Here is a 26833-nt window from a genome sequence, read left to right as displayed (position 1 = left end):
TGCCATGTGCTACCGGCATCGTGAGGTGACGGGATGGGCGAACAGAAGTCAGCCGAGGCCGTAGTAGTTGCTCGAAACCGGAGTGACGAAGGGCTGAACCTGCCATGAGTGGACAGTCGGGTGTGATCTCTGTTGGATCGTAAAGCAGAAACTCCGCGTAGCGGGGGTCGAGACCATCAGGAGGTAGGAGCCGGAAGCTCCGAGGGCCGGTCTGGGCGCTTAGATACCGCAGGCGACACATCAACGGAACCAAGCTCGCTGACGCTGTTGGTTAGTAGGCAGGAACCGCCGTATACGGAACCGTATGTACGGTGGTGTGAGAGGACGGCGGGGGCAACCCCGCCTCCTACTCGATTGCAGCAACCTGCGCTCAGCGATAGATGCTGGTCATGCCGCGGCGCTCGTCCAGGCATTCGGCCGAGGCGGTCTCGAATTCGCGGCAGATCAGCGGGCGCACTGCATAGATGGTGCAGCGCATGCTGTCGCGATCCAGCGCCGCACACCAGCCATCGTCCAGGCGATGCATGACTTCACCGCCCCAGTCGTCGGTGGCGATGAAGCGTGGCGGTACCCCGGTGTCGGTGATCAGCATCACTTCCAGTTGGCAGCAGCAGGCGGCGCAGTTGCTGCAACTGACGGCGGCTTCGCTGGGTAACTGGGTGAGGGGGATGTGGGTCGGTTCGGTCATAGCGGTGCAGTGTACGCCAGGCGCGGGGCCGCTTTGTATCCGGCCGACCAAAGCAGCTTGGGTGCGCCGGGCACCCTACGTCGATTGGCGCGCACGCACGCTTTGCTCATATTGGCTGCGGTAGAGCCTGGCGAATCCATGCAGCACGGGCATCAGCAGCGCCCAGATCACTGCCAGCAAGAGCAGGGTCTGCCAGGTGCCGTAAGGCAGGCCAACCCCGGCGATCTGTGCGCCGGCATAGTAGGACAGCGGGCCGGCGCAGGCGCCGAGCAGGCTGGCGCGCCACCAGGGCCGGGCGGTCCAGGCCAGGCAATGGTTGAGCGTGGTGGCCAGTAACAGCCAGAGCAGGGCCAGCCACAGCGGGATCAGGGTGCGCGGCTCGCCGAAGTCGAACAGCCCGAGGTTGAGCAGGAAACTATCGAGGGCGCTGCCGGCGAGAAAGACGCTGATCAGCAGCTTGCCCTCGGCGGCCCAGCGGCCGATCCAGAGCAGGTGCACCGCCACTATCGCCGCTACTGTCAGCAGCCACAGGCTGTCGCCGGCGAACACGCAGGCGAGCCAGCCGAGCTGAAACAGCAGGGCGTTGGCGATCAATTTAGGCATCAAAAGCAAAATTTCCTAACAGGGGTTCAGGTTGCGCCGCCGGCTTGGCCAGCAGCAATTGCGCGGTGCCGATGGTGCGCTCGATGAAGCCGCCCTCGCAATAGCACAGGTAGAATTCCCAGAGCCGGTAGAAGCGCTCGTCGTAGCCCAGTTGTTCGAGTTTGTGCCGGGCCTGCTGCAGGTTGGCGTGCCACAGGCGCAGGGTGCGCGCGTAATGCAGGCCGAAGTCTTCCATGTGGTGCAGGTTCATGTCGGTCTTGGCGGTGATGATCTCCAGCATCTTGTGCACCGAGGGCAGCGCGCCGCCGGGGAAGATATAGCGCTGGATGAAGTCGACACTGTTTTTCGCCTGCTCATAGCGCTGGTCGCGGATGGTAATGGCTTGCAGCAGCATCAGTCCGTCATCTTTGAGCAGTTGCGCGCACTGCTGGAAGTAGGTCGGCAGGAAGCGGTGGCCGACGGCTTCGATCATTTCGATCGACACCAGCTTGTCGTACTGGCCCCGCAGGTCGCGGTAGTCCTCCAACAGCAGGGTGATGCGATCGCCCAGGCCGAGTGCGGCGATGCGCTGCGCCGTGTAGGCGTACTGTTCCCGGGACAGGGTGGTGGTGGTCACCTTGCAGCCGTAATGGCTGGCGGCATGGATCGCCATCCCGCCCCAGCCGGTGCCGATTTCCAGCAGATGGTCGCTGGGTTTGAGCGCGAGTTTCTGGCAGATGCGCTCGAGCTTGTTCATTTGCGCCTGCTCCAGGCTGTCGTCCGGGCGGGCGAACATGGCGGCGGAGTACATCATGCTCGGGTCGAGCAGTTGCTCGAACAGCTGGTTGCCGAGGTCATAGTGGGCGGCGATATTCCTGCGCGAGCCCTTGCGAGTATTGCGATTGAGCCAGTGCAGGCTTTGCACCAACGGGCGGCCGAAGCGGGCCAGGCCGCGTTCCATGGCGTCCAGCAGTGCCAGGTTGGCGGCGAACACGCGGATCACCGCGGTGAGGTCGGGGGAACTCCAGTAGCCGTGAATATAGGCTTCGCCCGCGCCTATCGAGCCGTTGCCGGCGACCAGGCCCCAGAGTGCTCCATCCAGTACCCTGATTTCGGCGCGCAGGCTGGCGTCGGCATCGCCGAACTCCAGGTAATCGTCGCCATCGATGAGCCGCAGGTGACCGTGGCGCAACCGGCACAGTTGGCGCAATACGACGCGGCGCAGCAGGTTGGCACCGATGCCACTGCCGGCGCGCAGCGAGGTTTTCGCGGATGACGGGCTAGCGCTTTTCATGGGGCACGTCCTTCGAGACTGGGCGAGCGACGCGAAATTCACCCTGCGCGGCTCGATGGCTGAATAAGGGGATGCGCTTGAGCAGCAGGCGCAGGGCTTGCCAGTAGATGGCCGCGACGGTCTTGCCGGTCATCCAGGGGAAACTGCGCAGGTAGGCGTGTAGGCTGGCGCGGTCGAGCTCAGTGCGCTGCAGGCTGAGGCTGGCCTCGAACACCTTGGTGGCGTCCTGGCCGTCGGCCGTCCAGTCGGCCATGTGGATACCCAGGCGTTCGCCGGCGGGGCTGAAGGCCATGCGGTATTCCAGTTGGCGCGGCAGAAAGGGCGAGACGTGAAAGGCCTTGGCCACGGCGAAGTGCTGGTGGCCTTCGCCGTCGGCCGGCAGCACATAGTGGTAACGCTCGCGCCAGGGGGTATTGCTCACCTCGCAGAGGATCGCGGCCAGGCGGCCGTCGGCCTCATGGCAGTAGAAGAAGCTCGCCGGATTGAAGGCCAGGCCCCAACTGCGCGGCTGGGTCAGCAGGCAGATCGAGCCTTGTGGCGTGTGACCGAGGGCGGCGCCGACCCGCTGGCGCACGGCATCGCTCAGCTTGACCCCGGCGCGGGTGAATTGCGGCAGGTAGTCGGTTTCGCGAAAGGCGAAAGGCGCCCAGCGGCCACTACCGGCCAGGGGCGAGAGGGCGAACAGTTGCTGCTGCTCGTCCAGATCGAGGTAGAGCAGGCCCATGCGGTAGCGGAAGGCGTGCGTCCTGGGGGCGAAGCGCCGGTGCTGGACCCAGCCGTTGTACAGGGCACTGTTCATCAGAGCACCTCGCCGAAGGCGTGCGCCACGCGCAGGGCGCTGACCACGCCGTCTTCATGGAAGCCGTTGGCCCAGTAGGCGCCGCAGAAATAACTGTGCTGGGCGCCGAGCAATTCTTCCCAGCGCGCCTGTGCGGCCATGCCGGCCAGGCTGTATTGCGGGTGGGCGTAGCAGTAGCGCGCGAGGATCTTGCTCGGGTCGATCAGCGCCGTCTGATTGAGGCTGACGCAGAAGGTGGTATCGCTCTGAATGCCCTGGAGGATGTTCATGTTGTAAGTCACCGCCGCCGGCTGATGGCTTGGCCCGCCCAGGCGATAGTTCCAGCTGGCCCAGGCCAGGGGGCGCTTGGGCAGCAGGCGGGTGTCGCGGTGCAGCACCACATCGTTGTCGGCATAGGGCAGGGCACCCAGTATTTCCTGCTCGGCCGGCGAGGGTTGGGCAAGCAGCTCGAGGGCCTGGTCGCTGTGGCAGGCGAACACCACCTTGTCGAAGCGCTCGCTGCCGGCGCGGGTGTGCAGGGTCACGCCTGCTGCATCGCGCTCGACCCGCTGCACCGGGCAGTTCAGGCGAATATGCTGCTGGAAGGGCGCGCTCAAGGGCGCCACATAACTGCTCGACCCGCCTTCGACCACGCACCACTGCGGGCGGTTGCTAACCGACAGCAGGCCGTGATTGTTGAAGAAGCGCAGGAAAAACTGCAGGGGGAAATTGAGCATGTCGGCCAGCGACATCGACCAGATCGCTGCTCCCATCGGCACTATGTAGTGCTGGATGAAGCGCTCGCCGTAGCCGCGTTGCTTGAGGTAGTCGCCGAGGCTGGTGACGGCATCGATGCGCTGCTGCCGCAGGTCGTCCAGCGCCTCGCGGTTGAAACGCAGGATGTCGCGCAGCATGCCGAGGAACTTCGGCGACAGCAGGTTGCGGCGTTGGGCGAACAGGCTGTTGAGGCTGTGGCCGTTGTACTCCACGCCGCTGCGCGGATCGCTCACCGAGAAGCTCATTTCGGTGGGCTTGTAGCCGACGCCGAGTTGACCGAGCAGGCGGATGAAGTTCGGGTAGGTCCAGTCGTTGAACACGATAAAGCCGGTGTCGATGGCGTAGGGGCGACCGTCGACTTCGATGTCCAGCGTATGGGTATGGCCGCCGACCCAGTCGCCGGCCTCGAACAGGCTGATCTGGTGGCGGCGATTGAGCAGGTAGGCGCAGGTCAAACCGGCGATACCACTGCCGATGATGGCGATTTTCATGGGCGGTCCTCGGCGGTGCGGGCCATGCGTGTGCCGATGGCCACTTGCAGGCGTTTGGGCAGGTGGGCCAGCAGCCGCAGGATGATGATGAAGGGGCCGGGAAAGGCGATCTCGTAGGGGCGCTTATCCAGCCGCTCGGCGATATGGCGGGCGGCCTTGTCCACCGGCCAGCGCATCGGCATGGCAAAGTCATTTTTCTGCGTCAACGGCGTGTCGACGAAGCCGGGGCTGACCAGGGTGACGGCGATGCCCTCGGCCGCCAGGTCGATGCGCAGCGCTTCCAGCAGGTAGCGCATGCCGGCCTTCGAGGCGCCGTAGGCCTCGGCACGCGGCAGCGCCAGGTAGGTCACCGAGCTGCCGACCCCGACCAGCTGTGGTTCATTTCCCAGGCGCAGCAGTGGCAGCGCCGCTTCGATGCAGTAGCTGGCGGAGAACAGGTTGACCCGTACCACCCGCTCGATCAGCGCGGCCTCGAAGCTGTGCACCTCGACGTATTCGCAGGTGCCGGCATTCAGGATCACACTGTCCAGCGCGCCCCATGCCTGAGCGATGCGTTGGCCAATCGCCCGGACCTGGGCAGCGTCGCCGAGATCGCCGGGGGCGACCAGAACCTGCTCTGGATAGCGCTCGGCCAGGGCGTTCAGCGGTTCGATCGTGCGCGCGCTGAGCGCCAGGTGATGGCCGCGCTGCAGCAGCAGTTCGGCCAGCGCCGCGCCTATGCCGCTGCTGGCGCCGGTGAGCCAGATGCGTCTCATGCCAGTCTCCTCTTCAGCCAGCGGATGACCGGGCCGAGCAGTGGCAGATGCTCGTAGAGCAGGCTGCCGGCATCGAAGAAATCGCGGTGCTGATGGACCTTGTCGGTCCACAGCAGGTGCGAGCAGCCTTCCACGCGGATCAGCTGGCCGGCGGCCAGGCGCGGGTGGCGGTAGCTCATGGTCCAGCGCAGGTAACCTTCGCCAGGGCGCACCTGATCGAAGCCATGGAAATCGAAGCGCAGCTCGCTGACGTTGGCATACAGCCCGGCGAAATAGCGTTGCATATTGGCCAGCCCGCGCACCTCGTGCAGGGGGTCGCGGAACAGTGCATCGTCGCTGTACAGCTCGCCGAGACGCTCGAGGTTGTCCTTGTCCAGGGCGGCGAAGGAATGGGCGAACTGACGCAGGAAGTCGCTCATGTCGGTGTCTCCGGCGCCCGCTGCGGCAGGCGCTTGAAGGCCGCCAGGGCACGTGCGCGGCTGCTGCCGAGGTCGACCATCGGCCGCGGGTAATCCATGACGCCGAACAGGCCGCCCATGGCCGCCGGGTTGTGGATGTTCTTGTTGTTCAGGCCAGTCAACTCGGGCAGCCATTGGCGGATAAAACCGCCGTCCGGGTCGAAGCGCCGGGATTGGCTGAGCGGGTTGAAGATGCGGAAGTAGGGGACCGAATCGGTGCCGGTGGACGAGCTCCACTGCCAGCCGCCATTGTTGGCCGCCAGGTCGCCGTCGATCAGGTGGCGCATGAAGAAGCGCTCGCCCTCGCGCCAGTCGATCAGCAGGTTCTTGGTCAGGAACATCGCCACCACCATGCGCAGGCGGTTGTGCATCCAGCCAGTGGCGAGCAGCTGGCGCATCGCCGCGTCGATGATCGGGAAACCGCTGCGGCCTTGTTGCCAGGCGGCCAGCTCATCCGGTGCCTGGCGCCAGGCCAGGGCGTCGGTGTCCGGGCGAAAGGCGCGGTGCATGGACACACGCGGATAGCCGACCAGGATGTGCTTGTAGAACTCGCGCCAGAGCAGTTCGTTGATCCAGCTGACGACTCCGGTATTGCCGCTGTCGAACTCGCCCCGGTTGGCTTGCAGGGCGGCGTGCAGGCACTGGCGGGGCGACAGCACGCCGGCGGCGAGGTAGGCGGACAAGCGGCTGGTGCCGGCTTTGCCCGGCAAGTCGCGCTCGCTCTGGTAGTAGTCGATCTGCTCGTCGGCGAAGGCCAGCAAGCGTCTGTGGGCTTGCTGCTCGCCGGCCGGCCAGAGCTGGCGCAGGCTGGCGGTGGGTGACGCAAAGCCCGGCACCGCCTCGGGAACGGGGTCGCTGACGATGGGCAGCGGCGCCTGTGCGGCCGGGCGCCTGATCAGGGCAGGAAGGGCGCTGTGCAGGCGCTGGTAACAGACCTTGCGGAACTGGCTATACACCTGGAAGTAGCCGCCGGACTTGGTCAGCACGCTGCCGGGCCTGAACAACAGCTGGTCGAGGTGGCTGTGCAAGTCGATGCCCAGTGCGTCCAGAGCCTGGGCCACGGCCTGGTCGCGGCGACTTTCGTGGACGCCGTATTCCTCGTTGACCTGCACCGCGGCTATCTGCAATTGCCGACAGAGTTCGGCGATCACCTGTGGCGCGGCGCTCCAGTGGTCGGCCTGACGCACCAGTAGGGGCACGTTGAGGGCGGCCAGTTCGCGGCTCAGCTCGGTCAGGTTGCGCAGCCAGAAATCGACCTTGCTCGGCGCATCGTCATGGGCGTGCCATTGCCCGGGGCTGAGCAGGAACAGGGCGACCGTCGGCCCGGCCGCCATGGCGGCGGCCAGGGCGCTGTTGTCCTGCACACGCAGGTCGGTGCGCAGCCATAGTAGTTGTCGCCTGGTCATGGGTTATCCAGCAGGTTGAGATCGGAGAGGATGTGCAGGGCGCTTAGCGGGTCTGGGGCCATGTCCAGCGCGCTGTTCTGCCGGGCCAGCGCCTGCAACGCCTGATGATGGATGTGCGCCGCCGGGCCGATGATCAGGCACGGACAGGCATAGCCCGCCTGCAGGCGCGGCCAGTGCGCGCTGTGCAGCGCCTGGCTGGAATAGAGCAGCAGCGCCTTGGGCCGGATGTGCTCGATGGCCATGGCCAGTTCCGCCGGCGGCACTGGCCAGTCGAAGACCTCCACCGCCGAGCCGGCGCTGCTGGCCAGCCAGGCGGTGAGCCACAGCCCCGGCGCCATCGGCAGGTCGCAAAGATTGACCAGCAGCAGCGGCGCGCCGCCCTGCTGGCGGTTGTTGTGGTACAGCCGCGCGCCGAGCTTGCTGCGCAGCCAGGAATAGAAGAACACCCGTTCGACCTGGGCGCCGAACTGGCCGCGCCAGCGCAGTTCCAGGGCCTCGAGCAGGGGCAGCAGCAGCTGTTTGCACAGGGTAGTCGGTGGGTAGAGCGCCAGTTCGCTGTTGAAGCATTCGTCCAGGCGCCGCTCGGCCAAATTGCAGATGGCTTCCTGCAGGCGCTGGCACTTCTCGTCCCATTGCGAGCTGGCTTCGGCAAGCGCCGGCTGATTGGCGCGCAGCAGGCCCTTGACCTGGCCAACCGCGACGCCCCGGTTGAGCCAGGTGAGGATGGTCTGGATCTGCGCCACATGTTCGCTGGAGTAGAGACGATGCCCCTTGGCCGTGCGCTGCGGCACGATCAGGCCATAGCGGCGCTCCCAGGCGCGCAGGGTCACGGCGTGCACGCCGGTCAGCCGGGCGACTTCGCGAATCGGCAGCAAGCCCTTGGCCAGTGCGTGCTGGTAGTCATCGCCGGCAGCCGCGGACTCGTCGTGCTGAGTGAGGTCTGCCATGGTCAGAGGGCGTTACGCAGGCTGAGGTTTTCCGGATGGGGCTGCAGGTACACCTGGGTGGCCAGGTAGCTGTCCGGGTGGCGGCGCAAGTGGTGCTTGAGCAGGGTCAGGGGCACCACCAGCGGCACTATGCCGTTGCGGTATTGGCCGATCAGTTGCTGTATTTCCTGCTTGTCTGCGCTGCTCAGGGCGCGCTTGAGGTAGCCGCTGAGGTGCTGCAGGGTGTTGCTGTGGGTGCGCCGGGTCGCGCACTGCTTCAGTGCCGCCATCAGCTCGCTGAAGTAGCGTGGCGCCAATTCCTGCAGATCGTGCTGGTGCAGGTTGCCGAGCAAGCGGCCGAGCGCCTTGTATTGCAGGGGATGGGTGGCCAGCAGCAGGTACTTGTGACGCGAGTGGAAGTCCAGCAGCGCCTTGCGGCTCAGGCCGTCACGCAGCAGTTGCTGCCAGTGCGCGTAGGCGTAAACGCGGGCGATGAAATTCTCACGGAGGATGGGGTCGTTGAGCCGGCCATCTTCCTCCACCGGCAAGTCCGGGCGGCGGGCACAGAAGGCCTCGGCATAGATGCCGCGGCCCTTGGGTTCGCTGGGGCGGCCGTTGTCCTGGTAGACCTTGACCCGCTCCAGGCCACAGGACGGCGATTGCTGCATGAAGATATAGCCGCAGATATCGTCCAGCGCTCCCGCCATTTGGGCGCCATAGGCGGCCAGTGCTTCAGTGTGGTCGCGCTCGCGTTGCACGGTGCCCACTGCGCGCGGCGCCGCGGGGTCACCGACCAGGCGGATGGGTTCGCGCGGGGTGCCGAGGCCAATCGCCACTTCCGGGCACAGTGGGACGAAATCGAAATACCCGCTGAGGGTGCGGCTGCACAGCCGTGATTCCTTGTGGCCGCCGTTGTAGCGCACTTCGGCGCCGAGCAGGCAGGCACTGATGGCGAGTTTGGGTTTGCTGGAGGCGACTGCGGGAGGGGTCATGGTGCAACCTCTGATGAGTACTTATACATTTAATTGAAAATGTACAACTTGTGTTCATCATAGGGGTGCTATTGTACAAGTCAAATGATTTGTACAACTGCTGTGATGGTTTCGGGCGGGCAGGAGTTGATCGTCGAGCTGTCTGATGTCGGCGGTTCGCTGGCATGGGGCATGCCAAGAGGAGGGGTGGACTGGTGTCGAAGCCGCGTCGAAATGTCGCTTTGGGAGCAGCCGGCAAACTGAAACACTTGACCGTGGGAGGCGCTTTAGCGGCGCTGGCGTGTAGTGCTCTTGAGCGAGGCTGTCGCGACTGAAGCCGCTCCCGCCCGTGACCCGCTATCGGTTACATGCCAACGCCTAACCGCTGGCCTGTCACTCGTGCGGGCGGGCTACTTCCAGCCCAGGTGCCAGGTCATGGCATCCTCCAGCGCGCGCCAGTCGAGGCGCTGGCAGCGTCGGCTGAGCACTGCCTGCAGTTCGACCTGCAGCACCTGGCCTTGTTCGTCGCAGAACAGTTGGCTGACCAGGAAGTGCTTCTCGCGGTTCTGTGGCTGTGCTGCCGTCCATTTCGACAGCAGCAGTTTGCCCGGGTTGAGGCGGTGCTTGGGCGTGCTCCCGGGCGCCGTTCCGCTCATTGCAGGTGGGCGAGCAGTTTGCGCGCCGCGTCCTGGCCACTCAGCCAGGCACCCTCGACCCGGCCGGACAGGCACCAGTCGCCGCAGGCATACAGGCCCAGGTCGGCGTCCGCCAGCGAGCCCCACTGGTGGGCGCTGGCCGGGCGGGCGTAGAGCCAGCGATGCGCCAGGCTGAAGATCGGGGCCGGCATGGCGCAGTCGATCAGCTCGGCAAAGGCGCCGTGCAACTGTTCGATCACCGCCTCCTTGGGCATGTCCAGGTGGTGTTTGCTCCAACTGCTGCTGGCGTGCAGCACCCAGGTATCCGGATTGCCGTCGCGGCCGGGTTTGCTGCGGTTGCGCGTCAGCCAGTCGAGCGGGCTGTCCTGTACGAAGCAGCCATCCACCTTGGTGTCCAGTGGGTTGGCGAAGGCCAGGGCGACCGCCCAGGTCGGCTCCATGACCACGCTGGAGGCTGCACCGGCGAGTTTCGGGGTGGCCGCCAACAGGGCGCTGGCTTGCGGCGCCGGGGCGGCGATCACCACATGGCTGAAAGGGCCATGGCTTTGACCTTCGGCGTCTTGCAGGTTCCAGTGCTGCCTGCCGCGGAACACTTCGGTGATCCGGCAGGAGAAATGCACCGGCAAGGCGCCGAGCATGGCGCGGGTAATGGCACTCATGCGCGGGCTGCCAACCCAGCGCACCTGTTCGTCCGGCGAGGCGCTGAGTTGGCCGTTTTTACTGTGATAGAGGCTCGGTTTCCATTCGGCGACCCAGCCGCGGGCTTGCCACTGCTGGACCGCATCGACGAAACGGCGATCGCGGGCCGTGAAGTACTGGGCGCCCAGATCCAGGGCGCCGACATCGCTGTGCTTGCTGGCCATGCGTCCGCCGCTGCCACGGCTTTTGTCGAACAGTTGAACCTCGTGTCCGGCAACATGCAGGGCCTGGGCGGCGGATAGTCCGGCGATGCCGGTGCCGATGATGGCGATGGGTGCGGTCATATCTACCTCTTGCTTTAGAGCGCTAGGCTACGCTTTAGACAAAACCTATACAATATTGATTGTACGTATAGGGCTTATCGGCTTCAATCGTGCCTCTCTTTATTAAAGACAATCCTGAGCCGGATTAAAGGCACGTTGCCCTGTGATAAACCAGACTGATGGCTATCAGGTTGACGAGAGTCATGCGAGGAGGATGCCATGCACATATTGCTCACCGGCGGTACCGGGCTGATCGGTCGCGGTCTTTGTCGCCATTGGGCGCAGCAGGGCCACCAGTTGACGGTGTGGAGCCGCAGTCCGCAGCGGGTTGCGGCACTGTGCGGGGCGCAGGTGCGCGGCATCGGCCAGCTCGAAGAACTGGGCGCTGAGCCGCTGGACGCGGTGGTCAATCTGGCCGGCGCGCCGATTGCCGACCGGCCCTGGACCAGCAAGCGCAAGAGCCTGCTGTGGGCCAGTCGCATCAGCCTTACCGAGCAGTTGCTGAGCTGGCTGCAGGGGCGCGCAGATAAGCCGCGGCTGTTGCTGTCCGGCTCGGCGGTGGGCTGGTATGGCGATGGCGGCGAACGTGAGTTGCACGAGGATTCGCCGCCGGTCTGTGAGGATTTCGCCGCCCAGCTGTGCGGCGCCTGGGAGGAAACCGCGCAGCGCGCCGAAGCCCTGGGCATGCGCGTGGTGCTGGTGCGCACCGGTCTGGTGCTGGCCCGTGACGGCGGCATGCTCAAGCGCCTGTTGCCGCCATTCAAGCTCGGCCTGGGCGGACGGCTGGGCGATGGTCGGCAATGGATGCCGTGGGTGCATCTGGACGATCAAATCGCCCTGATGGATTTTCTCTTGCAGCAGGAGCAGGCCAGCGGTCCCTATAATGCCTGCGCGCCGAATCCGGTGCGCAATGCCGAGTTTGCCCGTGCGCTGGGCCGTGCCCTGCACCGTCTGGCGCTATTGCCGGTGCCGGCAGTGGTGTTGCGCGTCGGCCTGGGCGAATTGTCCGGTTTACTGCTGGGCGGCCAGCGCGCATTGCCGGTGCGCCTGAGCGAAGCCGGCTTTCGTTTTCGTTTCACCGATCTGGATACGGCCCTGGCGGATCTGCTGGGCGACACTGACTGATAAGGATTCTGCATGAGCAATCACGCCCTGCTGCTGGTCAACCTGGGCTCCCCGGCGTCGACCGAAGTGGCTGATGTACGGCGCTATCTCAACCAATTTCTGATGGACCCCTATGTGGTCGACTTGCCCTGGCCGTTGCGGCGTTTGCTGGTGTCGCTGATTCTGCTCAAGCGCCCTGCGGCCTCGGCCCATGCCTATGCGTCGATCTGGTGGGCGGAGGGCTCGCCGCTGGTGGTGTTGAGCAGGCGCCTGCAGGCGGCCATGCGGGCGCAGTGGACCCAGGGCCCGGTCGAGCTGGCGATGCGCTACGGCGAGCCGTCGATCGAGACGGCGCTGCAGCGTCTGGCGGCGCAAGGCATCCAGCAGGTGACCCTGGCGCCGCTCTATCCGCAGTTTGCCGACAGCACCACCACCACGGTGATCGAGGAAGCCCGGCGGGTGGTGCGCGCGGCCAACCTGGACATGCGTTTCTCCATCCTGGCGCCGTTCTACGACCAGCCGGAATACATCGAGGCCCTGGCCGACAGCGCCAGGCCCTACCTGGAACAGGACTTCGACCACCTGTTGCTGAGTTTTCACGGCCTGCCGGAACGCCACCTGCGCAAGCTCGATCCCGCCAAGCACTGCCTCAAGGGCCCCGATTGTTGCCGCACGGCGCCGCCGCAAGTGCTCGCGACCTGCTACCGCGCACAATGCATGCGCAGCGCCGCCGCCTTTGCCGAGCGCATGGGCCTGCGCCCGGAGCAGTGGTCGGTGTCCTTCCAGTCGCGTCTGGGGCGGGACAAGTGGATCGAACCCTATACCGAAAGCCGCCTCGCGGAGCTGGCCGGGCAGGGCGTGAAGAAACTGCTGGTGATGTGTCCGGCGTTCGTCGCCGACTGCATCGAAACCCTGGAGGAAATCGGCGATCGCGGCCTGGAGCAATTCCAGGCCGCCGGTGGTGAGAGCCTGCAACTGGTGCCCTGCCTCAACGATCACCCGAGTTGGGTGGCGGCGCTCAAGACCCTCAGCGAACGGGCGCCGCTGATGCTGTGACGGCAAAGCCGGACTACGGTTTATCCGCTCGGGTTATTCGTCCGAAGGGATGCCCTGCATTCGCCTGACTGATAACAGGGTCTGGCGATACTCAGTGTGCGTTATATCGGCCTAAGCTGGCGGCACTTTCAACCGTCGCGCATCGCGTAAGCGGTGCCGAGGAGACCGCCAGTGCCCAACAACAATAACGGCTATCCCTCCAGTGCCCGCGCCTGGGCTACTGTCGCCATTCTGATGGTGGCCTACGTGCTGTCGTTTATCGACCGGCAGATTCTCAACCTGCTGGTCGGTCCCATACGCCGCGACCTGATGATCAGCGACACGCAGATGAGTCTGTTGATGGGCTTGTCCTTCGCCCTCTTCTACACCGTGTGCGGCATCCCCCTGGGACGCCTGGCCGATACCAGGAGCCGGCGCGGCCTGATCGCCATCGGCGTGCTGTTCTGGAGTGCGGCCACCGCCGCCTGCGGCATGGCCAGGCTGTACTGGCAGTTCCTGATCTGCCGCATCGGCGTGGGGGTGGGGGAGGCGGCGCTGTCGCCGGCCGCCTATTCGCTGATCGCCGACAGCTTCCCCGCGCAGGGTCGCGCCACCGCTATCAGCGTGTATTCCATGGGCGTCTACCTGGGTTCGGGGCTGGCCTTCCTGCTCGGCGGGCTGGTCATCCAGTTCGCCTCGGCCCAGGGCGATGTGCTGTTGCCGGTGCTCGGCGAAGTACGCCCCTGGCAGTTGATCTTCCTGATTCTCGGCGGTGCCGGGGTGCTCTTCACCCTGCTCATGCTGGCGGTCAAGGAACCGGCCCGACGTGGTGTCGGCGCCGGTGTTGCGGTGCCGCTGGCCGATGTCGGCCGCTATATCCGCGCCAACAAGCGCACCGTGCTCTGCCATAACTTCGGCTTCGCCGGCCTGGCCTTCGCCGGCTACGGCAGTGCCGCCTGGATTCCGACCTTCTTCATTCGCACCTATGGCTGGGACGCCGGCCAGGTCGGCATCGTCTACGGCAGCATAGTCGCGGTGTTCGGCTGCCTGGGCATCGTCTTCGGCGGGCGGCTGGCCGACTGGATGGCCAGGCGCGGCAGCAGTGACGCCAACATGCGCGTCGGCCTGTACGCGGCCATAGGCGCGGTGCCTTGCGTGCTGGCCTTCCCGCTGATGGAAAGCGCGCTCTGGGCGGCGATCCTGACCGCGCCGGCGGTGTTCTGCCTGAGCATGCCGTTCGGCGTGGCCCCGGCGGCGATCCAGGAGATCATGCCCAACTCGATGCGCGGTCAGGCCTCGGCCATCTACCTGTTCGTCATAACCCTGATCGGCCTCGGCGTAGGCCCGACCGCGGTGGCGCTGGTGACCGACTATGGCTTCGGCGATGACCTGGCGCTGCGCTACTCGCTGCTGATCGTCACCAGCATCGCCGTATTCAGCTCCATCGTGTTGCTGAGCATGAGCCTCAAACCCTACCGCGACAGCGTGGTGCGCCTGCAGCAGTGGGCGGCCGAGCCGGCCTGAGGACCGGCCCAGGCCGTAGGGTGCGCTGTGCGCACCAGGAGCCTACAGGTATCAGACGACCTGCTCTTCGCTAAGCGTTGTCCACCGCTGGCATCCGCAAGCCGTGCCTAGGCCTCCGGCTCTTCGCTCAGCGCCTTGCTGCGCCAGCCCTGGCCGCCCGGCAGCAGCAGGTTGAGGACGATGGCGATAATGCCGCACAGCGAGATGCCCTTGAGGCTGACGTCGCCGGCGCCGATGACCATGCCGCCGATGCCGAACACCAGGGTCACCGCGACTATCACCAGGTTGCGCGCCTCGGACAGGTCGACCTGGTGACGGATCAGGGTATTCAGGCCGACCACCGCGATGGAGCCGAACAGCAGGCAGAGGATGCCGCCCATCACTGGCACCGGAATGCTCTGCAGCACGGCGCCGAATTTACCGATAAAGGCCAGGGTCATGGCGATCAGCGCGGCCCAGACCATGACTTTCGGGTTGAAATTCCTGGTCAGCATCACCGCGCCGGTGACTTCCGAGTAGGTGGTGTTCGGTGGGCCGCCGAGCAGGCCGGCGGCAGAGGTGGCCAGGCCGTCGCCGAGCAGGGTGCGGTGCAGGCCCGGCTGTTTCAGGTAGTTCTTGCCGGTCACGGTGCCGATCGCCAGCACGTCGCCGATATGCTCGATGGCCGGTGCAATGGCCACCGGCAGGATGAACAGGATCGCTCCCCAGTGCAGCTCGGGGGCGACGAAGTTCGGCAGCGCCAGCCAGGGCGCCGCGGCCACCGGGCTGAAGTCGACCACGCCGAACAGCCAGGCCAGCGTGTAGCCCACGGCGATGCCGCAGAGAATCGGGATCAGGCGGAAGATGCCGCGGCCGACCACGGCGACGATCAGGGTGGTGAGCAGCGCCGGCAGGGAAATCATCAGGGCGATGTCATAGGGCACCAGTTGCGCGCTGGCGTCACCGGCCTTGCCCATCGCCATGTTGGCCGCCACCGGCGCCAGGCCCAGGCCGATGGCCATGATCACCGGGCCGATGACCACGGGCGGCAACAGGCGGTCGATAAAGCCGGTGCCCTTGAGCTTCACCGCGCCGGCCAGGAGCATGTAGGCGAAGCCGGCGGCGACCAGGCCACCGAGGGTGGCGGGCAGGCCGAAGTCGGCCTTGGCGGCGAGAATCGGCGCGATAAAGGCGAAGCTCGAGGCGAGGAACACCGGCACCTGGTTCTTGGTCACCAACTGGAAGATCAGGGTGCCGAGCCCTGCGGTGAACAGCGCCACGTTGGGATCCATGCCGGTGATCAGCGGCATCAGCACCAGGGCGCCGAAGGCCACGAAGAGCATCTGCGAACCGGCGAGGGCCTGGCGCCAGGTGGCGTCCTGCATGTGCTCCTGCATACTCAGGCGTCCTTCTGCTTGGTACCGAAGATCTTGTCGCCGGCATCGCCCAGGCCGGGAATGATGTAGCCGTGCTCGTTGAGGCGCTGGTCGATCGAGGCGGTGAAGATCATCACCTCGGGGTGGGCATCGGCCACCGCCTTGATGCCCTCGGGCGCGGCGACCAGCACCATGGCGCGGATTTCCTTGCAGCCGGCCTTCTTCAGCAGGTCGATGGTGGCGACCATGGAGCCGCCGGTGGCGAGCATCGGGTCGATGATCATGGCCAGGCGCTCGTCGATCTCCGGCACCAGTTTTTCCAGGTAGGTGTGCGCCTGCAGGGTCTGCTCGTTGCGCGCCACGCCCACGGCGCTGACCTTGGCCCCGGGAATCAGGCTGAGCACGCCATCGAGCATGCCGATGCCGGCGCGCAGGATCGGCACCACGGTGATCTTCTTGCCGGAGATTTTTTCCACCTGCACGGTGCCGGCCCAACCCTGGATCTCGCAGTTCTCCAGGGGCAGATCCTTGGTCGCTTCGTAGGTCAGCAGGGCACCGACTTCCTGGGCCAGCTCGCGGAAGTTCTTCGTGCTGATATCGGCGCGACGCATCAGGCCGAGTTTGTGGCGAATCAGCGGGTGGCGGATCTCGAGGACGGGCATGGCGGGTTCTCCGGCGGCGGGCAAAAAAAATTGCGCTAGATTAGCATTGGCGTTGCGTTGCTGGCGCGCAAACGCAGGCGGTTTGCAGGAATTGTCGCCGATTGCGCGCATTTCCGGCGGTTTGTCCGCGAGGGCTTGCCCCGCCGGGGACAGATGGGTACCTTTGCCGACTTTTATTTTGACGCATCGATCAACTTCTATTTTGATGCTTCGATCAAATTCCCGTGCTTTTCAGCGTTCGTTCATCCATAGAGGAAAGACCATGCCCGTCGATCTCGCCCATATCCGCCAAGTCATGCTGGAAGCCGACTGCCTGTACACGGAAGCCGAAGTGGAAGCGGCCATCGACCGGGTCGCCGCGACGATCAACGGCGAGTTGGCCGAGCGCAACCCGGTGGTGTTCTGCGTGATGAACGGCGGCCTGATCTTCTCCGGCAAGTTGCTGCCCAAGCTCGACTTCCCGCTGGAGCTGTCCTACCTGCACGCCACCCGTTATCGCAACGAAACCAGCGGCGGCGAGCTGTTCTGGAAGGCCAAGCCGGAGATTTCCTTCATCGACCGCGACGTGCTGATCATCGACGACATCCTCGACGAAGGGCACACCCTGGGCGCGATTGTCGACTTCTGCCGCCATGCCGGCGCCAGTGCGGTACATACCGCGGTGCTGATCGACAAGGACCACCGGCGCAAGGCGCGCCCGGATCTGAAAGCCGATTACGTCGGCCTGCCGTGCATCGACCGTTACATCTTCGGCTACGGCATGGATTACAAGGGTTACTGGCGTAATGCGGCCGGGATCTATGCGGTCAAGGGCCTGTAAGCGCTGCTCGGTAGGGTGTGCCGCGCGCACCGAGTCTGCTGGTATGCCTCGAATCGGCATTGTCCTAGCAGGTAGTTTTTCAACGGCCTGCTAGGGTAGCCCGGATGCAATCCGGGGGAGGTTGGTGCGCATGGCGCACCCTACCCGGCCCGGCGCGATCCGGTGCATTGCCATCGTCCATCAAGTGCTGTCGCCTGGCTGCAGCCAGCGCAGCGCCTTCTCCCGCGCCTGATCGAGGTCGCGCACATAGGCCAGTTGGCCCTCGATCCGCTGGATGCCGGCGCGGCGCAGTTGCAGGCGCACCTGCGGCGTGGGCCCGCTGAGCACCAGGCCCACGCCTTGCGCGCGGTAATCGCGCAGCACGTTGTCCAGCGCCGCCAGGGCGGTCATGTCGAGCAATGGCACGGCACTGATCTCGACGATCACCACCTTCACTCCGGGGCTGAAGCGGCGCAGCACGCTCAGGGCCTTTTCCGCCGCGCCGAAGAACAACGGACCGCGAATGGCGTAGGCCAGGACATGTTCGGGCAGGTCGCTCAGGGCCTCGTGGAAGTGCCTGGGCAAGGCGGCGGTGTCGGTCAGGTCGCTCATGCGCTTGATGAACAGCCCGGCGGCCAGCAGCAGGCCGACGCCGACCGCCAGCACCATGTCGAACAAGACCGTCAGCAGCAGGCAGGTCAGCAGCACCAGCACATCGCTGCGCGGGGCGATGCGCAGGCTGTGCTGCACGTGGCGCGCTTCGCTCATGTTCCAGGCGACCATCAGCAGTAGGGCGGCCATGGCCGCCATCGGCAGGTAGCTGAACAGCGGCGCGAGGAACAGGATGGCGATCAGCACCACGCCGGCATGGATGATCGCCGCCAGCGGCGAAAAGGCCCCGGCGCGCACGTTGGCGGCGCTGCGGGCGATGGCCGCTGTGGCGGTGATGCCGCCGAACAGCGGTGCCACCAGGTTGCCGATGCCCTGGCCGAGCAACTCGCCATTGGGATCGTGCTTGCTGCCGGTCATGCCGTCGGAGACCACGGCGCAGAGCAGCGATTCGATGGCGCCAAGCATGGCGATGGCGAAGGCCGGTGCGAGCAATTGGCGGATCAGCTCGAAGGACAGCTGCAGCGGCTGGCCGTCCGCCCCGGGCAGTTGCCAGGGCCAGGCGAAACTCGGCAGGAACGGCGGGATGCCCGGGTGCTCGATGCCGTCCAAGCTGTAGCTGAAGCGCTCGCCGAGGGTCGCCAGGGGCAGGCCGAAGTGCTCCAGCAACAGCCCGAGCAGGGCGCCGATGGCCAGGGCGGCCAGGTGCCCGGGGATCTTCGGCACCCAGCGCGGCCAGAGTATCAGCACGCCCAGGCAGACCAGGCCGACCAGGGTGTCGGCGAGCTGCAGGCTGGGCAGTGCCTGCAGCAGCAGGCTCAGCTGTTCCACGTAGTTGTTCGGCTGGCCGACCGGGCGCAGGCCGAACAGGTCCTTGAGCTGCAGGGTGGCGATGACGATGCCGATGCCCGCGGTGAAGCCCAGGGTCACCGGATAGGGGATGAACTCGATCAGGCGGCCGGCGCGCAGCAGGCCCAGGGCGATCAGGATCAGCCCGGACATCAGGGTGCACAGCAGCAGGCCGCCGAGGCCGAATTGCTGGGTGATCGGCAGCAGAATCACCACGAAGGCCGCAGTGGGGCCGGAGACGTTGAAGCGCGAGCCGCCGCACAGGGCGATCAGCGGGGCGCCGATCAGTACCGTATAGAGACCGTGCTGCGGCGCCACGCCCACGGCAATCGCCAGGGCCATGGCCAGCGGAATGGCGATGATGCCGACGGTGACGCCGGCGCTCAGGTCGCCGCGCAGGCTCTTCCAGCCATAACCGGCGCGCAGGCTCTGGCGCCAGGCGGCGAACAGCGGCGGTAAGGATAGCGACATGGGGCCTCCGGCATGGCTGTGCGGAGTATAGGGGCTGGCGCGCGGCCAGGCTGGAGACCTAAGTCGGCTATTGGCGGCGCCGCGGCGCGTGCTACAACGTCCGGCTGGCCGCCCCGGCTTGCCATCGCCATCCCCCAGTCGGCTTGCGCGTTGAGCCGCGGCCTGCGGCAGAGGTACACTGCCGGCCCCGTGTGGCCAGCCGAGTTGGAGTGAACGATGCGTAAAGACAAGAAACAGGTGATTGGTGAAGAGATCGGTGACGAGCCGATCAAGCTGTTCCTCGCCGTGGAGCCGGCTGACGCCACGCCGCCGTCACTGCACAAGCTGATCAAGGCCTACCGCGGCCTGCGCGTCGACGATTTCGCGCGTTTCGTCGGCTTCTTCGTCGAGGCCGGTTACGACCTCGAGGCCAAGGATGCCCAGGGCCGCGACTTCATCGCCCTGATCGAGGATCAGCGCTTTGCCGAACCCTATATCGAGGTGATCAAGGCTGCCCGCGGCTGATCCGCGTTACTCCCGAAGAGCGTAGGATGGGTCGGGCCGCGTAGGTCGGGCCGCGTAGGTTAGGCGCCTGTTGCCGCTGGCGATGAACCCGCAAGACCCGCTGCGCGGTAACCCATCATGGGCGTAAGCAGGTCTATCGCCTGATGGGTATCGCTTCGCTCAACACCATCCTACGCGGCCTGCGCCATCCTGCGGGATTACAGCACCCCGGCCTTCTTCCAGGCCAGGTAGCGGCTGACCAGTTGCGGGCCAAGTTCGCTGGGGCGGGCGTCGAGTACCGGCACCTTGTGCGCGGCCAGGCGCTCGTGCAGGCCGGCGCGGGCGTTGAGGTAGTCGACCGTGCCGCAGTAGCTCATGGCCGTGGCAAGATCCTCGACCGGCGTGTGGCGCAGGCTGTCGAGTACTTCTTCGCGCAGGCTGGCGACCAGTACGCGGTGATGGCGGCCGATGCGTTTGACCGCGCGCAATAATTCCTCGTCGTCTTCTTCGCGCAGGTTGCTCACCAGCACCACCAGGGCGCGGCGACGCTGGCGGACCAGCAGGCTGTCGGCCGCGGCGGCGAAGTCGGCCGGCTGCAGGGTGCTGCGCAGGTCATAGACGGCGTTGAGCAGCACATTGAGCTGCGCCTGGCCTTTGACCGGCGCGAGGAAGTGCTGCTGCTCCCCGGCAAAGGTCGCGAGGCCCACCGCATCGCCCTGGCGCAGGGCCACATAGCTGAGCAGCAGGCAGGCGTTGAGGGCGTGGTCGAAGTGCGCCAGTTCGCCGTCCTGGCTGCGCATGCGCCGGCCGCAGTCGAGCAGGAAGACGATCTGCTGGTCGCGCTCGTCCTGGTACTCGCGAGCGATAGGCGTGCGTTTGCGGGCGGTGGCCTTCCAGTCGATCTGGCGCAGGCTGTCGCCGTCGCGGAATTCGCGCAGCTGGTGAAACTCCAGGCCCAGACCGCGGCGTGGGCGCTGGCGCACGCCGAGCTGACTGAGCCAGTCGTCGACCGCCATCAGTTGCGCGCCATACAGGCGGGCGAAGTCCGGGTAGACCCGGGTTGCTCCGGGCAGGGCCAGGTAGCGCCGCGCGCGCCACAGGCCTAGCGGGCTGGGCAGGTCGATCTCGCACCGGGTAAAACTGAAGTGCCCGCGCAGCAGCGGCCGCACGCGGTAGCTGAGCTGCGTCTGCTCGCCCGGACGCAGGTCGATGCGCTGCGGCAGGTGCTCGAAGGCCATGCCGTCGGCCACGTGGTCGAACACCGCCAGCGTCAGGGGCTGGGCATAGGCATGATGCAGGCACAGGCGCACCTCGCTCCAGCGCCCCAGCGGCAGGTTGCCCGGCAACAGCCGTTCGAGGCGTGGCGAGGGCAATTTGCGCAGGCGCAGGGCATCGACCAGCGCCGCCCCGAGCAGCACCAACAAGGCCCCCCACCAGAGCGCGTGCAGGCTCTGCGGCACTTTTACCGCCAGGGCCTGCAGGACGCCGAGGGCAATGGCCAGGCCGATCAGGACGCCGAGCAGGATCAGCAGCGCGCGCGCGGGCTTCATGCGCCAACCCCCGGGAGCGCCAGGCTCATAGACGCGGCGCCGGGACCTGATCGAGCAACTGCTGGAGCACCTGATCGACCGCCAGCCCTTCGATATCCAGCTCCGGCGCCAGGCGCACGCGGTGGCGCAGCACGGCCAGGGCACAGCCCTTGATGTCGTCCGGCAGGACGAAGTCGCCGCCACGCAGCAGGGCACGGGCGCGGCCGCCGCGGACCAGGGCGATCGAGGCGCGTGGCCCGGCGCCGAGAATCAGCCCCGGCCAGGTGCGGGTGGCGCGCGCCAGGCGCACGGCATAGTCGAGCACCTGTTCGTCGAGCGGCAGGTCGCTGGCGATTTTCTGCACGGCCAGCAGATCCTTGGCTTGCAGCAGGGTGCGCAGCGGGGTGACGTCGAGCATGTCGGCGCGGGTCGAGCGGGTGACCTGGCGCACCATGCTCAGCTCCTCGGCCTGCTCGGGGTAGTCCATGCGCAGCTTGAGCATGAAACGGTCGAGTTCGGCTTCGGGCAGCGGGTAGGTACCTTCCTGCTCGATCGGGTTCTGCGTGGCCAGCACCATGAACGGCAGCGGCACCGCCAGGGCGCGGCCTTCGAGGGTGACCTGGCGCTCCTGCATGACCTCCAGCAGCGCCGCCTGGGTCTTGGCCGGGGCGCGGTTGATCTCGTCGGCCAGCAGCAGGTTGGTGAACACCGGGCCCTTGCGCAGCTTGAACTGCTCGCTCTGCAGGTCGTACACGGCGTGGCCGGTGACGTCGCTGGGCATCAGGTCCGGAGTGAACTGGATGCGCGCGAACTCGCCGCCGAAGCAGCGCGCCAGGGCGCGTACCAGCAGGGTCTTGCCCAGGCCGGGAACGCCCTCGATGAGCACGTGGCCGCCGGCGATCAGGGCGGTGAGCACATCGTCGACCACCGCGTTCTGGCCGATCAGCGCCTTGTGCAGTTCCTGGCGCAGGGCCTGGGCCAACTGGCTGGCGCGCTGGCGTTGCTGCGCCGGATTGCTCGGCGCCGGGGTGGCAGCGGGCGGGCTCAGTGGTTCGGGCGTGTATTCGCTCATAGGGCATTCCTGAGTGTTTGCAGGTGGGCGACCTGGCGGGTGAAGTCGACGGCGGACAGGCGTTGGTTGGGCAGCGGCCGCATGGCTTGGCTGATGGCGCGGCTGGGCAGGCGGGTCAGACGCGCCAGCAGCTGCCATTGTTCGGTCACGCCGAGGCGTTCGAAACCGGGGTGACGGTGGCGCGCGCGGCGCTGGATATCTTCTTGCAAGCCCTGCAGCAGGCTGTGCTGGCCGCTGCGCCTGAGGAGGAAGTCGGCACTGCCGCGCAGGTGCTCCTGCAACTGCCGGCGACTCGGGCTGGCCGGCGCCTGCAGCGGCCCCTGGCGCATGCCGACGCGCCACAGGCCGAGGCCGAGCAGCAGGACCAGGGCCAGCAGGGCCTGGGGGAAATGGCGCAGCAGCAGGCTGAACAGGCCGTCGCGCTTGGCGTGGTAGAGCAGGGTCACAGCGCTGTCCTGGGCGAGGTACCAGAGCAGCCAGGCATTGTCGTAATCGGCGATGCGGTCGTTCTGCCAGATCCAGGCGTCGCTCAGCACGCTGACCAGGCCGTCGCCGTGATAGAGCTGGACCAGGTGGGTCGCCGCCGCACTGTTGGCCCAGACATGGGCGCGATTGTCGGCATCGTAGAGGTGAAAAGCGGTGTCGAAACCGAAGTAGGCCGGCGCGTCCTCGTTTTCCAGGTAGAGCTGGGTCAGTTCGGGATAGGCGCTGGCGGCGGCCTCGGGTTCCTCGGCCTCGTCGTCCGACTGGTCGAGGGCGTCGCTCTGGTACTGCTGCAGGCCCAGGCTGTCGAGCAGCAGGTCGCCGCTTTTGCCCTCGTCCTCATCCCACAGGCGTTCGGCGACGAACACCAGGTGCCCGCCCTTGGCCGTCCAGGCCAACAGGCGTTCGACCTGGCGCGGGCTCATGCGCTGGCGATCGCCGAGCAGCAACAGGGTCTGCCCGGCACTGGGCAGGCTCGCCAGCAGCCGCAGGTCGGCGCTGCGCTGTACCTGCAGGCCCTGCTGGCGCAGGAAGTGCTCGGCGGCCAGGTACGGGTTGGCCTGCGCCTCGGGGGCCGGGCCGTGCTCGAGGGTTTCTTCGTAGGGCTGGATGCGGCTCAGCAGATAGAGGCCGAACAGGGCCAGGCCAAGCATCAGCGCGCTGCCGAGCAGCCACTGGCGGCGCCTGCTCATGTTCGTACCCCGCTGTCGAACAGGCGTCGCCAGTCTTGGCACAGCGTCTGGCGCAGCTCGTCCGGCGGCAGGCGATGGCCGTAGGCGAGGTTCTGCCAGTGCAGGGTCAGGGCCTGGCTGAAGCTGCTCAGTTCGCTGTGTTCCAGGCCCTCGACCAGGCGCAACACCTCGCGCTCGGTGTGGGCGCCGTGCAGGGGCAGGCGATAATCGTCCAGCAGGCGGCTGAGCAAGGCGCGATAGAGCAGGCCGAGGGCTGCGCGCGGTTGTTCGGCCCAGAGCCGCTCGACCGTGCCGGCGACATCCGCGGGCAAGCTTTCGGGCGCCACTTCCAGGCCGAACAGTTGGCGGGTCGGCGGCGCTGCGGCGCGCTGCGCCAGGCCCAGGCGCCCAACGAAGGCGCCGAGCCATTGCCGGTAGCGCCAGATCAGCAGTGCCGCTAGGCCAAGCAGGGCGGCCCAGAGCAGGGCCTCGAAAAACAGCGCGACGGCGTCGATGCTGTTCCAGAATTCGGCCAGCTTGAAGAGCTTCTCCAGCAGTTCCAGCAGGCCGGCGAGTTGCTCTTCGCTCGGCTCTTCGACCTGCTGCTCGCCGAAGCGCCAGCGGGTGACGGTTTCGCGGTGTTCGAAGGGCGGCTGCTCCAGTAGTTGCCCGATGCTATCCTGGGCCGCCTGGCTGCTCAGCGGTTGCTTGAGCAGGCGCGCGGCCTCGGGACCCATGGGGTCTGCCACCTGCAGCGGGCTACTGCCGCTCTCGGCGGCCATGGTCGCTGTCGGGGTCTGCAGCAGCAACAGGCCGCAACCGAGCAGCAGGGCGTAGGCCACGCCGGTCAGGCGCTGGCGCAGCTGGCGGAACACCAGTTCGATATCCCAGCCCTCCAGGGCGGTGCGTCGATTCAGGTAGAGGGTGAAGCCGCAGGCGACGTAGAACGGCTCCCAGAGGATCAGTGCCAGCACGTATAGCAGGTTGAACAGGTGTTCCAGCCACAGCCACTCGCCGGCTGCCGCATTGACCAGGTTCTGCCAGCTCCAGTCCAGCGCGATCTGCGCCGGCAGCAACAGATAGAACAGGCTGGCCAGACCGAGCCACAGGGCCATCTCCAGGTGCACGCCAACCACCGTCAACCAGGTCGCGGCGCCTGCATCGCGTTGACTCAGCACCACCAGGCGCTGGCGGCGCGCCTGGCCGGACAGGCCTTCCAGCTGCAACACCGGCAGGTCGAAGCTGCGCGTCGGACTAAAGCGGCGCCAGCTCAGGCTGGCCAGCAGTTGCGGCCCGAGCAGGCCGGGCAGGGCCTTGAGTGCTTGCCCGAGGCTGGGCGTGTCGCCGAACAGGGCGCGGGCGAGGATATGCAGCGGCAGGCGCTCGTAGGCCGGTTTCAACCACCAGAAGGTAAATATCGCCCAGCCCGGGTAGTCCCACAGCAACAGGCAGAGCAGGGCGAACAGCGGCACCGTGACCAGGGCCCAACTGGCCAGCAGCAGGCCGGCATGCCGGCGCGCCAGCAGTACGCCGAGGTCCAGGGCTTCCCAGGGGCTGCGCGGACGGATCGCCACGCTGGCATCAGTCAGGCGCATGGGTACCTCGGCCGGCCAGCAGCAGGTAGCTCAGCACCAACAGCCAGAGGGCGGCGCCAACCGCATATTTGACCGTCGGCTCGGCGAAGGTCATCGACGACCAGTAGGCCTCGACGAATGCCGCCAGCACCAGCAACACGATCACCCCGCCGATCAGGCGCACGCTGCGCCCGGCGGCCAGGCGCAAGGCTTCGCCGCGTGGCAGGCGACCGGGCGCGAGCAGGGCCCAGCCGAGCTTGAGGCCGGCACCGCCGGCCAGGGCGATGGCGGTCAGTTCGAAGGCGCCGTGGCCGATGACGAACGACCAGAAGGTCGCGCCGTAGCCGATCTGGCTCAGGTGGCCGGCCACCGCGCCTATCATCAGGCCGTTGAACAGCAGGAAGAACAGGCTGCCCAGGCCCAGCAGCAGGCCGCTGGCGAAGGTCTGAAAGGCGATGCCGATGTTGTTCATGATGTAGAAACCGAACATCAGCCAGTCGTCGCCCGAGTGGCGTTCGCCGAAGCGCCCGAGGCGGCGGGCATCGGGGTCGTACATCTGCTCCATGCTCGCCACCTGTGCGGGGTCGACCAAGCTGTAGATCAGCGCGGGGAACAGGTAGACCAGCGCGCCCATGAGCAGCAGGCTGCCGAAGAACACCAGGCTGGCGACCAGCACACAGCGCCATTCGGCGCGCACCAGACGCGGGAAACCGGCCAGCAGGAAACCGAGCAGCTGCGCGCCCAGGGGGCTGCGATGGCGATAGAACTGCTGGTGGCCGCGCAGTGCCAGGTGCTGCAGCTGCTCGACCAGGTGGTTGCTGTAACCGCGGGCCTGGGCCAGGGCCAACTGCTGGCACAGGCGCCGGTAAGCGGCGGCGAAGCCCTGGCACTGCTGGCGGTCGGGCTTGCCGCGTTCGAGCGCGGCGAGTTGTTCGGCGAAGGCTTGCCAATCGGCCTGGTGGCGGTTTTCGAACAGGCTCTGTTTCATGTCGGCCCCAGCAGGCCGCGGGCAATGCCGTTGAGCCGTTGCTCCGCCTGCTCGGCCGGGACTTGCAGGGGCTCGGCCAGAATCGCCGCCAGCTCGGCGCGGCGTTCAGCGGACAGGCTGGCGCCACGCTCGGCAAAGGCGAGCAGGGCGCGTTGTTCGAGCAGATCGAGGGCGAAGGGCGCATGCAGCGCTTCGGCCTGCGGCAGGCTCGGCCGCGCGGGCGGCGTGTCGCGGTAGACCACCAGGGTGCCGGCGGCGATATCGCCGAGGCGCTTGAACGCCGGGTGATTGAGGCAGCTGAGGATGCCCAGGGTATAGCCGAACGGCAGGATGTCGACGAAACGCAGCAGGTTGCGGGTCAACGAGGCGGCCCAGCCAACCGGGGTGCCGTCATCGTGCACCACGCGCAGGCCGAGTATCTGTTTGCCGGGGGAACGGCCCTGGTTGAATACCTCGAATAGCACCATGTACCACCAAGTCAGCAGGAACAGCAGGATGGTCGCCAAACCCATGCCGAACTTGCCGAGCAGGCCGAGAACGACATAGATCGCCAGCAACAGCAGGCCGCGAATCAGCAGGTCGATGGCAAAGGCCAGGGCGCGCGGCACCAAGCCCGCCGGGCGCAGGAGCAGATCGATGGCTTCCGGGGTTTCCACCCGATAGCGGGTATCCAGCGGCGCAGCTGGAGGCTGAACGGATGCTCCAGGCGCGCGCGGGGAGGGCGGGGTGGCGGAATGCGGCATCGGCGGTCTGCACTGGGTAAACCCCGATGCTAGGGTCTGTTGCCGTTTCAGCGCAAGCCGCGTTGCCGCGAAAAATCTCGCCAGGCTAGGCGTAGGACGCCGGTAATGGTTGTTCCCTTGCCAAGTCCTACAACAACG

Annotated in this window: 26 protein-coding genes; 5 read left to right on the top strand and 21 right to left on the bottom strand. The window is 66.5% G+C overall.

What is annotated here, in order from left to right:
- Positions 1-370: 370 nt before the first annotated feature.
- The 12 genes from BM315_RS12685 to BM315_RS12630 all read right to left on the bottom strand — a co-directional run bounded on the left by BM315_RS12685 (position 371) and on the right by BM315_RS12630 (position 10765).
- Positions 371-688, bottom strand: a complete 318-nt coding sequence (locus tag BM315_RS12685; protein WP_090501485.1) for a YkgJ family cysteine cluster protein — start codon at positions 686-688, stop codon at positions 371-373.
- Between the two features lie 75 nt (positions 689-763).
- Positions 764-1291, bottom strand: coding sequence for a DUF2878 domain-containing protein (locus tag BM315_RS12680; RefSeq protein ID WP_090501483.1), 528 nt, complete (start codon positions 1289-1291; stop codon positions 764-766).
- The gene (locus BM315_RS12675; protein ID WP_090501481.1) at positions 1284-2564 is read right to left on the bottom strand and encodes an SAM-dependent methyltransferase; all 1281 of its coding nucleotides are present in this window, start codon (positions 2562-2564) and stop codon (positions 1284-1286) included. Before BM315_RS12675 ends, BM315_RS12680 begins: the two co-directional genes overlap by 8 nt.
- Entirely contained in the window at positions 2551-3363 is an 813-nt protein-coding gene (locus BM315_RS12670) for a DUF1365 domain-containing protein (RefSeq protein ID WP_090501479.1), read from the bottom strand. The genes BM315_RS12675 and BM315_RS12670 overlap by 14 nt, the downstream gene beginning before the upstream one ends.
- Positions 3363-4610, bottom strand: a complete 1248-nt coding sequence (locus BM315_RS12665; RefSeq protein ID WP_090501477.1) for an NAD(P)/FAD-dependent oxidoreductase — start codon at positions 4608-4610, stop codon at positions 3363-3365. Before BM315_RS12665 ends, BM315_RS12670 begins: the two co-directional genes overlap by 1 nt.
- Positions 4607-5365: an SDR family NAD(P)-dependent oxidoreductase gene (locus BM315_RS12660; RefSeq protein ID WP_090501474.1), complete on the bottom strand. Its 759-nt coding sequence runs from the start codon at positions 5363-5365 to the stop codon at positions 4607-4609. Before BM315_RS12660 ends, BM315_RS12665 begins: the two co-directional genes overlap by 4 nt.
- Complete coding sequence (locus BM315_RS12655) at positions 5362-5784, bottom strand: nuclear transport factor 2 family protein (RefSeq protein WP_090501471.1); 423 nt, start codon at positions 5782-5784, stop codon at positions 5362-5364. The genes BM315_RS12660 and BM315_RS12655 overlap by 4 nt, the downstream gene beginning before the upstream one ends.
- Positions 5781-7229, bottom strand: a complete 1449-nt coding sequence (gene phrB, locus BM315_RS12650; RefSeq protein WP_090501470.1) for a deoxyribodipyrimidine photo-lyase — start codon at positions 7227-7229, stop codon at positions 5781-5783. Before phrB ends, BM315_RS12655 begins: the two co-directional genes overlap by 4 nt.
- Positions 7226-8176, bottom strand: a complete 951-nt coding sequence (locus tag BM315_RS12645) for a MerR family transcriptional regulator (protein ID WP_090501469.1) — start codon at positions 8174-8176, stop codon at positions 7226-7228. The genes phrB and BM315_RS12645 overlap by 4 nt, the downstream gene beginning before the upstream one ends.
- 2 nt (positions 8177-8178) lie before the next feature.
- Positions 8179-9147 (bottom strand): YbgA family protein, encoded by a 969-nt coding sequence (locus BM315_RS12640; protein ID WP_090501467.1) that lies wholly within the window; start codon positions 9145-9147, stop codon positions 8179-8181.
- A gap of 389 nt (positions 9148-9536) precedes the next feature.
- Positions 9537-9782 carry a TIGR02450 family Trp-rich protein gene (locus tag BM315_RS12635; protein WP_090501465.1) on the bottom strand — a complete coding sequence of 82 codons (246 nt, stop codon included), beginning with the start codon at positions 9780-9782 and terminating at the stop codon, positions 9537-9539.
- The gene (locus tag BM315_RS12630; protein ID WP_090501463.1) at positions 9779-10765 is read right to left on the bottom strand and encodes an NAD(P)/FAD-dependent oxidoreductase; all 987 of its coding nucleotides are present in this window, start codon (positions 10763-10765) and stop codon (positions 9779-9781) included. The genes BM315_RS12635 and BM315_RS12630 overlap by 4 nt, the downstream gene beginning before the upstream one ends.
- Before the next feature lie 198 nt (positions 10766-10963).
- Here BM315_RS12630 and BM315_RS12625 point away from each other — a divergent pair, with 198 nt between their 5' ends.
- The 3 genes from BM315_RS12625 (at position 10964) to BM315_RS12615 (ending at position 14407) form a co-directional block, all read left to right on the top strand.
- Complete coding sequence (locus tag BM315_RS12625; RefSeq protein WP_090501461.1) at positions 10964-11869, top strand: TIGR01777 family oxidoreductase; 906 nt, start codon at positions 10964-10966, stop codon at positions 11867-11869.
- A 12-nt stretch (positions 11870-11881) separates the two neighbouring features.
- On the top strand, positions 11882-12904 hold the full coding sequence (gene hemH / locus BM315_RS12620; protein WP_090501459.1) for a ferrochelatase: 1023 nt from the start codon (positions 11882-11884) through the stop codon (positions 12902-12904).
- Positions 12905-13075: 171 nt separating this feature from the next.
- Positions 13076-14407, top strand: a complete 1332-nt coding sequence (locus BM315_RS12615; RefSeq protein ID WP_090501458.1) for a spinster family MFS transporter — start codon at positions 13076-13078, stop codon at positions 14405-14407.
- Positions 14408-14514: 107 nt separating this feature from the next.
- Here the strand turns inward: BM315_RS12615 and BM315_RS12610 are convergent, their stop codons facing one another.
- Both BM315_RS12610 and upp read right to left on the bottom strand, forming a co-directional pair.
- Positions 14515-15783: a uracil-xanthine permease family protein gene (locus BM315_RS12610; RefSeq protein ID WP_090501456.1), complete on the bottom strand. Its 1269-nt coding sequence runs from the start codon at positions 15781-15783 to the stop codon at positions 14515-14517.
- A 2-nt stretch (positions 15784-15785) separates the two neighbouring features.
- The gene (gene upp / locus BM315_RS12605; RefSeq protein ID WP_090501454.1) at positions 15786-16424 is read right to left on the bottom strand and encodes a uracil phosphoribosyltransferase; all 639 of its coding nucleotides are present in this window, start codon (positions 16422-16424) and stop codon (positions 15786-15788) included.
- Between the two features lie 262 nt (positions 16425-16686).
- Here upp and BM315_RS12600 point away from each other — a divergent pair, with 262 nt between their 5' ends.
- Entirely contained in the window at positions 16687-17244 is a 558-nt protein-coding gene (locus BM315_RS12600; protein ID WP_090501452.1) for a hypoxanthine-guanine phosphoribosyltransferase, read from the top strand.
- Between the two features lie 180 nt (positions 17245-17424).
- On the opposite strand, the gene dauA is transcribed toward BM315_RS12600, so the two are convergent.
- Entirely contained in the window at positions 17425-19152 is a 1728-nt protein-coding gene (gene dauA, locus BM315_RS12595; RefSeq protein ID WP_090501450.1) for a C4-dicarboxylic acid transporter DauA, read from the bottom strand.
- Between the two features lie 216 nt (positions 19153-19368).
- On the opposite strand from dauA, the gene BM315_RS12590 reads away from it, so the two are divergent.
- Complete coding sequence (locus tag BM315_RS12590) at positions 19369-19656, top strand: PA4642 family protein (protein WP_090501448.1); 288 nt, start codon at positions 19369-19371, stop codon at positions 19654-19656.
- A gap of 197 nt (positions 19657-19853) precedes the next feature.
- On the opposite strand, the gene BM315_RS12585 is transcribed toward BM315_RS12590, so the two are convergent.
- The 6 genes from BM315_RS12585 to BM315_RS12560 are packed head-to-tail and all read right to left on the bottom strand — an operon-like array spanning position 19854 to position 26695.
- Positions 19854-21185, bottom strand: coding sequence for a DUF58 domain-containing protein (locus BM315_RS12585; protein WP_090501446.1), 1332 nt, complete (start codon positions 21183-21185; stop codon positions 19854-19856).
- Positions 21186-21210: 25 nt separating this feature from the next.
- Positions 21211-22236, bottom strand: a complete 1026-nt coding sequence (locus BM315_RS12580) for an AAA family ATPase (protein ID WP_090501444.1) — start codon at positions 22234-22236, stop codon at positions 21211-21213.
- Complete coding sequence (locus BM315_RS12575; RefSeq protein ID WP_090501441.1) at positions 22233-23411, bottom strand: DUF4350 domain-containing protein; 1179 nt, start codon at positions 23409-23411, stop codon at positions 22233-22235. Before BM315_RS12575 ends, BM315_RS12580 begins: the two co-directional genes overlap by 4 nt.
- The gene (locus tag BM315_RS12570) at positions 23408-24985 is read right to left on the bottom strand and encodes a DUF4129 domain-containing protein (protein ID WP_090501439.1); all 1578 of its coding nucleotides are present in this window, start codon (positions 24983-24985) and stop codon (positions 23408-23410) included. Before BM315_RS12570 ends, BM315_RS12575 begins: the two co-directional genes overlap by 4 nt.
- On the bottom strand, positions 24972-25952 hold the full coding sequence (locus tag BM315_RS12565) for a stage II sporulation protein M (protein WP_090501493.1): 981 nt from the start codon (positions 25950-25952) through the stop codon (positions 24972-24974). Before BM315_RS12565 ends, BM315_RS12570 begins: the two co-directional genes overlap by 14 nt.
- Complete coding sequence (locus BM315_RS12560; RefSeq protein ID WP_090501437.1) at positions 25949-26695, bottom strand: RDD family protein; 747 nt, start codon at positions 26693-26695, stop codon at positions 25949-25951. The genes BM315_RS12565 and BM315_RS12560 overlap by 4 nt, the downstream gene beginning before the upstream one ends.
- Positions 26696-26833 lie beyond the last annotated feature (138 nt).

Source organism: Pseudomonas borbori (genome assembly GCF_900115555.1).
Taxonomy (GTDB): domain Bacteria; phylum Pseudomonadota; class Gammaproteobacteria; order Pseudomonadales; family Pseudomonadaceae; genus Aquipseudomonas; species Aquipseudomonas borbori.
Note: the sequence above shows the minus strand (reverse complement) of the source record. Positions and strands in the feature narration are given on the sequence as shown.

What these genes read in the sequence shown, in the direction of transcription:
- BM315_RS12685 (WP_090501485.1), bottom strand. Translation starts at nt 688, where the DNA reads ATGACCGAACCGACCCACATCCCCCTCACCCAGTTACCCAGCGAAGCC.
- BM315_RS12680 (WP_090501483.1), bottom strand. Translation starts at nt 1,291, where the DNA reads ATGCCTAAATTGATCGCCAACGCCCTGCTGTTTCAGCTCGGCTGGCTC.
- BM315_RS12675 (WP_090501481.1), bottom strand. Translation starts at nt 2,564, where the DNA reads ATGAAAAGCGCTAGCCCGTCATCCGCGAAAACCTCGCTGCGCGCCGGC.
- BM315_RS12670 (WP_090501479.1), bottom strand. Translation starts at nt 3,363, where the DNA reads ATGAACAGTGCCCTGTACAACGGCTGGGTCCAGCACCGGCGCTTCGCC.
- BM315_RS12665 (WP_090501477.1), bottom strand. Translation starts at nt 4,610, where the DNA reads ATGAAAATCGCCATCATCGGCAGTGGTATCGCCGGTTTGACCTGCGCC.
- BM315_RS12660 (WP_090501474.1), bottom strand. Translation starts at nt 5,365, where the DNA reads ATGAGACGCATCTGGCTCACCGGCGCCAGCAGCGGCATAGGCGCGGCG.
- BM315_RS12655 (WP_090501471.1), bottom strand. Translation starts at nt 5,784, where the DNA reads ATGAGCGACTTCCTGCGTCAGTTCGCCCATTCCTTCGCCGCCCTGGAC.
- phrB (WP_090501470.1), bottom strand. Translation starts at nt 7,229, where the DNA reads ATGACCAGGCGACAACTACTATGGCTGCGCACCGACCTGCGTGTGCAG.
- BM315_RS12645 (WP_090501469.1), bottom strand. Translation starts at nt 8,176, where the DNA reads ATGGCAGACCTCACTCAGCACGACGAGTCCGCGGCTGCCGGCGATGAC.
- BM315_RS12640 (WP_090501467.1), bottom strand. Translation starts at nt 9,147, where the DNA reads ATGACCCCTCCCGCAGTCGCCTCCAGCAAACCCAAACTCGCCATCAGT.
- BM315_RS12635 (WP_090501465.1), bottom strand. Translation starts at nt 9,782, where the DNA reads ATGAGCGGAACGGCGCCCGGGAGCACGCCCAAGCACCGCCTCAACCCG.
- BM315_RS12630 (WP_090501463.1), bottom strand. Translation starts at nt 10,765, where the DNA reads ATGACCGCACCCATCGCCATCATCGGCACCGGCATCGCCGGACTATCC.
- BM315_RS12625 (WP_090501461.1), top strand. Translation starts at nt 10,964, where the DNA reads ATGCACATATTGCTCACCGGCGGTACCGGGCTGATCGGTCGCGGTCTT.
- hemH (WP_090501459.1), top strand. Translation starts at nt 11,882, where the DNA reads ATGAGCAATCACGCCCTGCTGCTGGTCAACCTGGGCTCCCCGGCGTCG.
- BM315_RS12610 (WP_090501456.1), bottom strand. Translation starts at nt 15,783, where the DNA reads ATGCAGGAGCACATGCAGGACGCCACCTGGCGCCAGGCCCTCGCCGGT.
- upp (WP_090501454.1), bottom strand. Translation starts at nt 16,424, where the DNA reads ATGCCCGTCCTCGAGATCCGCCACCCGCTGATTCGCCACAAACTCGGC.
- BM315_RS12600 (WP_090501452.1), top strand. Translation starts at nt 16,687, where the DNA reads ATGCCCGTCGATCTCGCCCATATCCGCCAAGTCATGCTGGAAGCCGAC.
- dauA (WP_090501450.1), bottom strand. Translation starts at nt 19,152, where the DNA reads ATGTCGCTATCCTTACCGCCGCTGTTCGCCGCCTGGCGCCAGAGCCTG.
- BM315_RS12590 (WP_090501448.1), top strand. Translation starts at nt 19,369, where the DNA reads ATGCGTAAAGACAAGAAACAGGTGATTGGTGAAGAGATCGGTGACGAG.
- BM315_RS12585 (WP_090501446.1), bottom strand. Translation starts at nt 21,185, where the DNA reads ATGAAGCCCGCGCGCGCGCTGCTGATCCTGCTCGGCGTCCTGATCGGC.
- BM315_RS12580 (WP_090501444.1), bottom strand. Translation starts at nt 22,236, where the DNA reads ATGAGCGAATACACGCCCGAACCACTGAGCCCGCCCGCTGCCACCCCG.
- BM315_RS12575 (WP_090501441.1), bottom strand. Translation starts at nt 23,411, where the DNA reads ATGAGCAGGCGCCGCCAGTGGCTGCTCGGCAGCGCGCTGATGCTTGGC.
- BM315_RS12570 (WP_090501439.1), bottom strand. Translation starts at nt 24,985, where the DNA reads ATGCGCCTGACTGATGCCAGCGTGGCGATCCGTCCGCGCAGCCCCTGG.
- BM315_RS12565 (WP_090501493.1), bottom strand. Translation starts at nt 25,952, where the DNA reads ATGAAACAGAGCCTGTTCGAAAACCGCCACCAGGCCGATTGGCAAGCC.
- BM315_RS12560 (WP_090501437.1), bottom strand. Translation starts at nt 26,695, where the DNA reads ATGCCGCATTCCGCCACCCCGCCCTCCCCGCGCGCGCCTGGAGCATCC.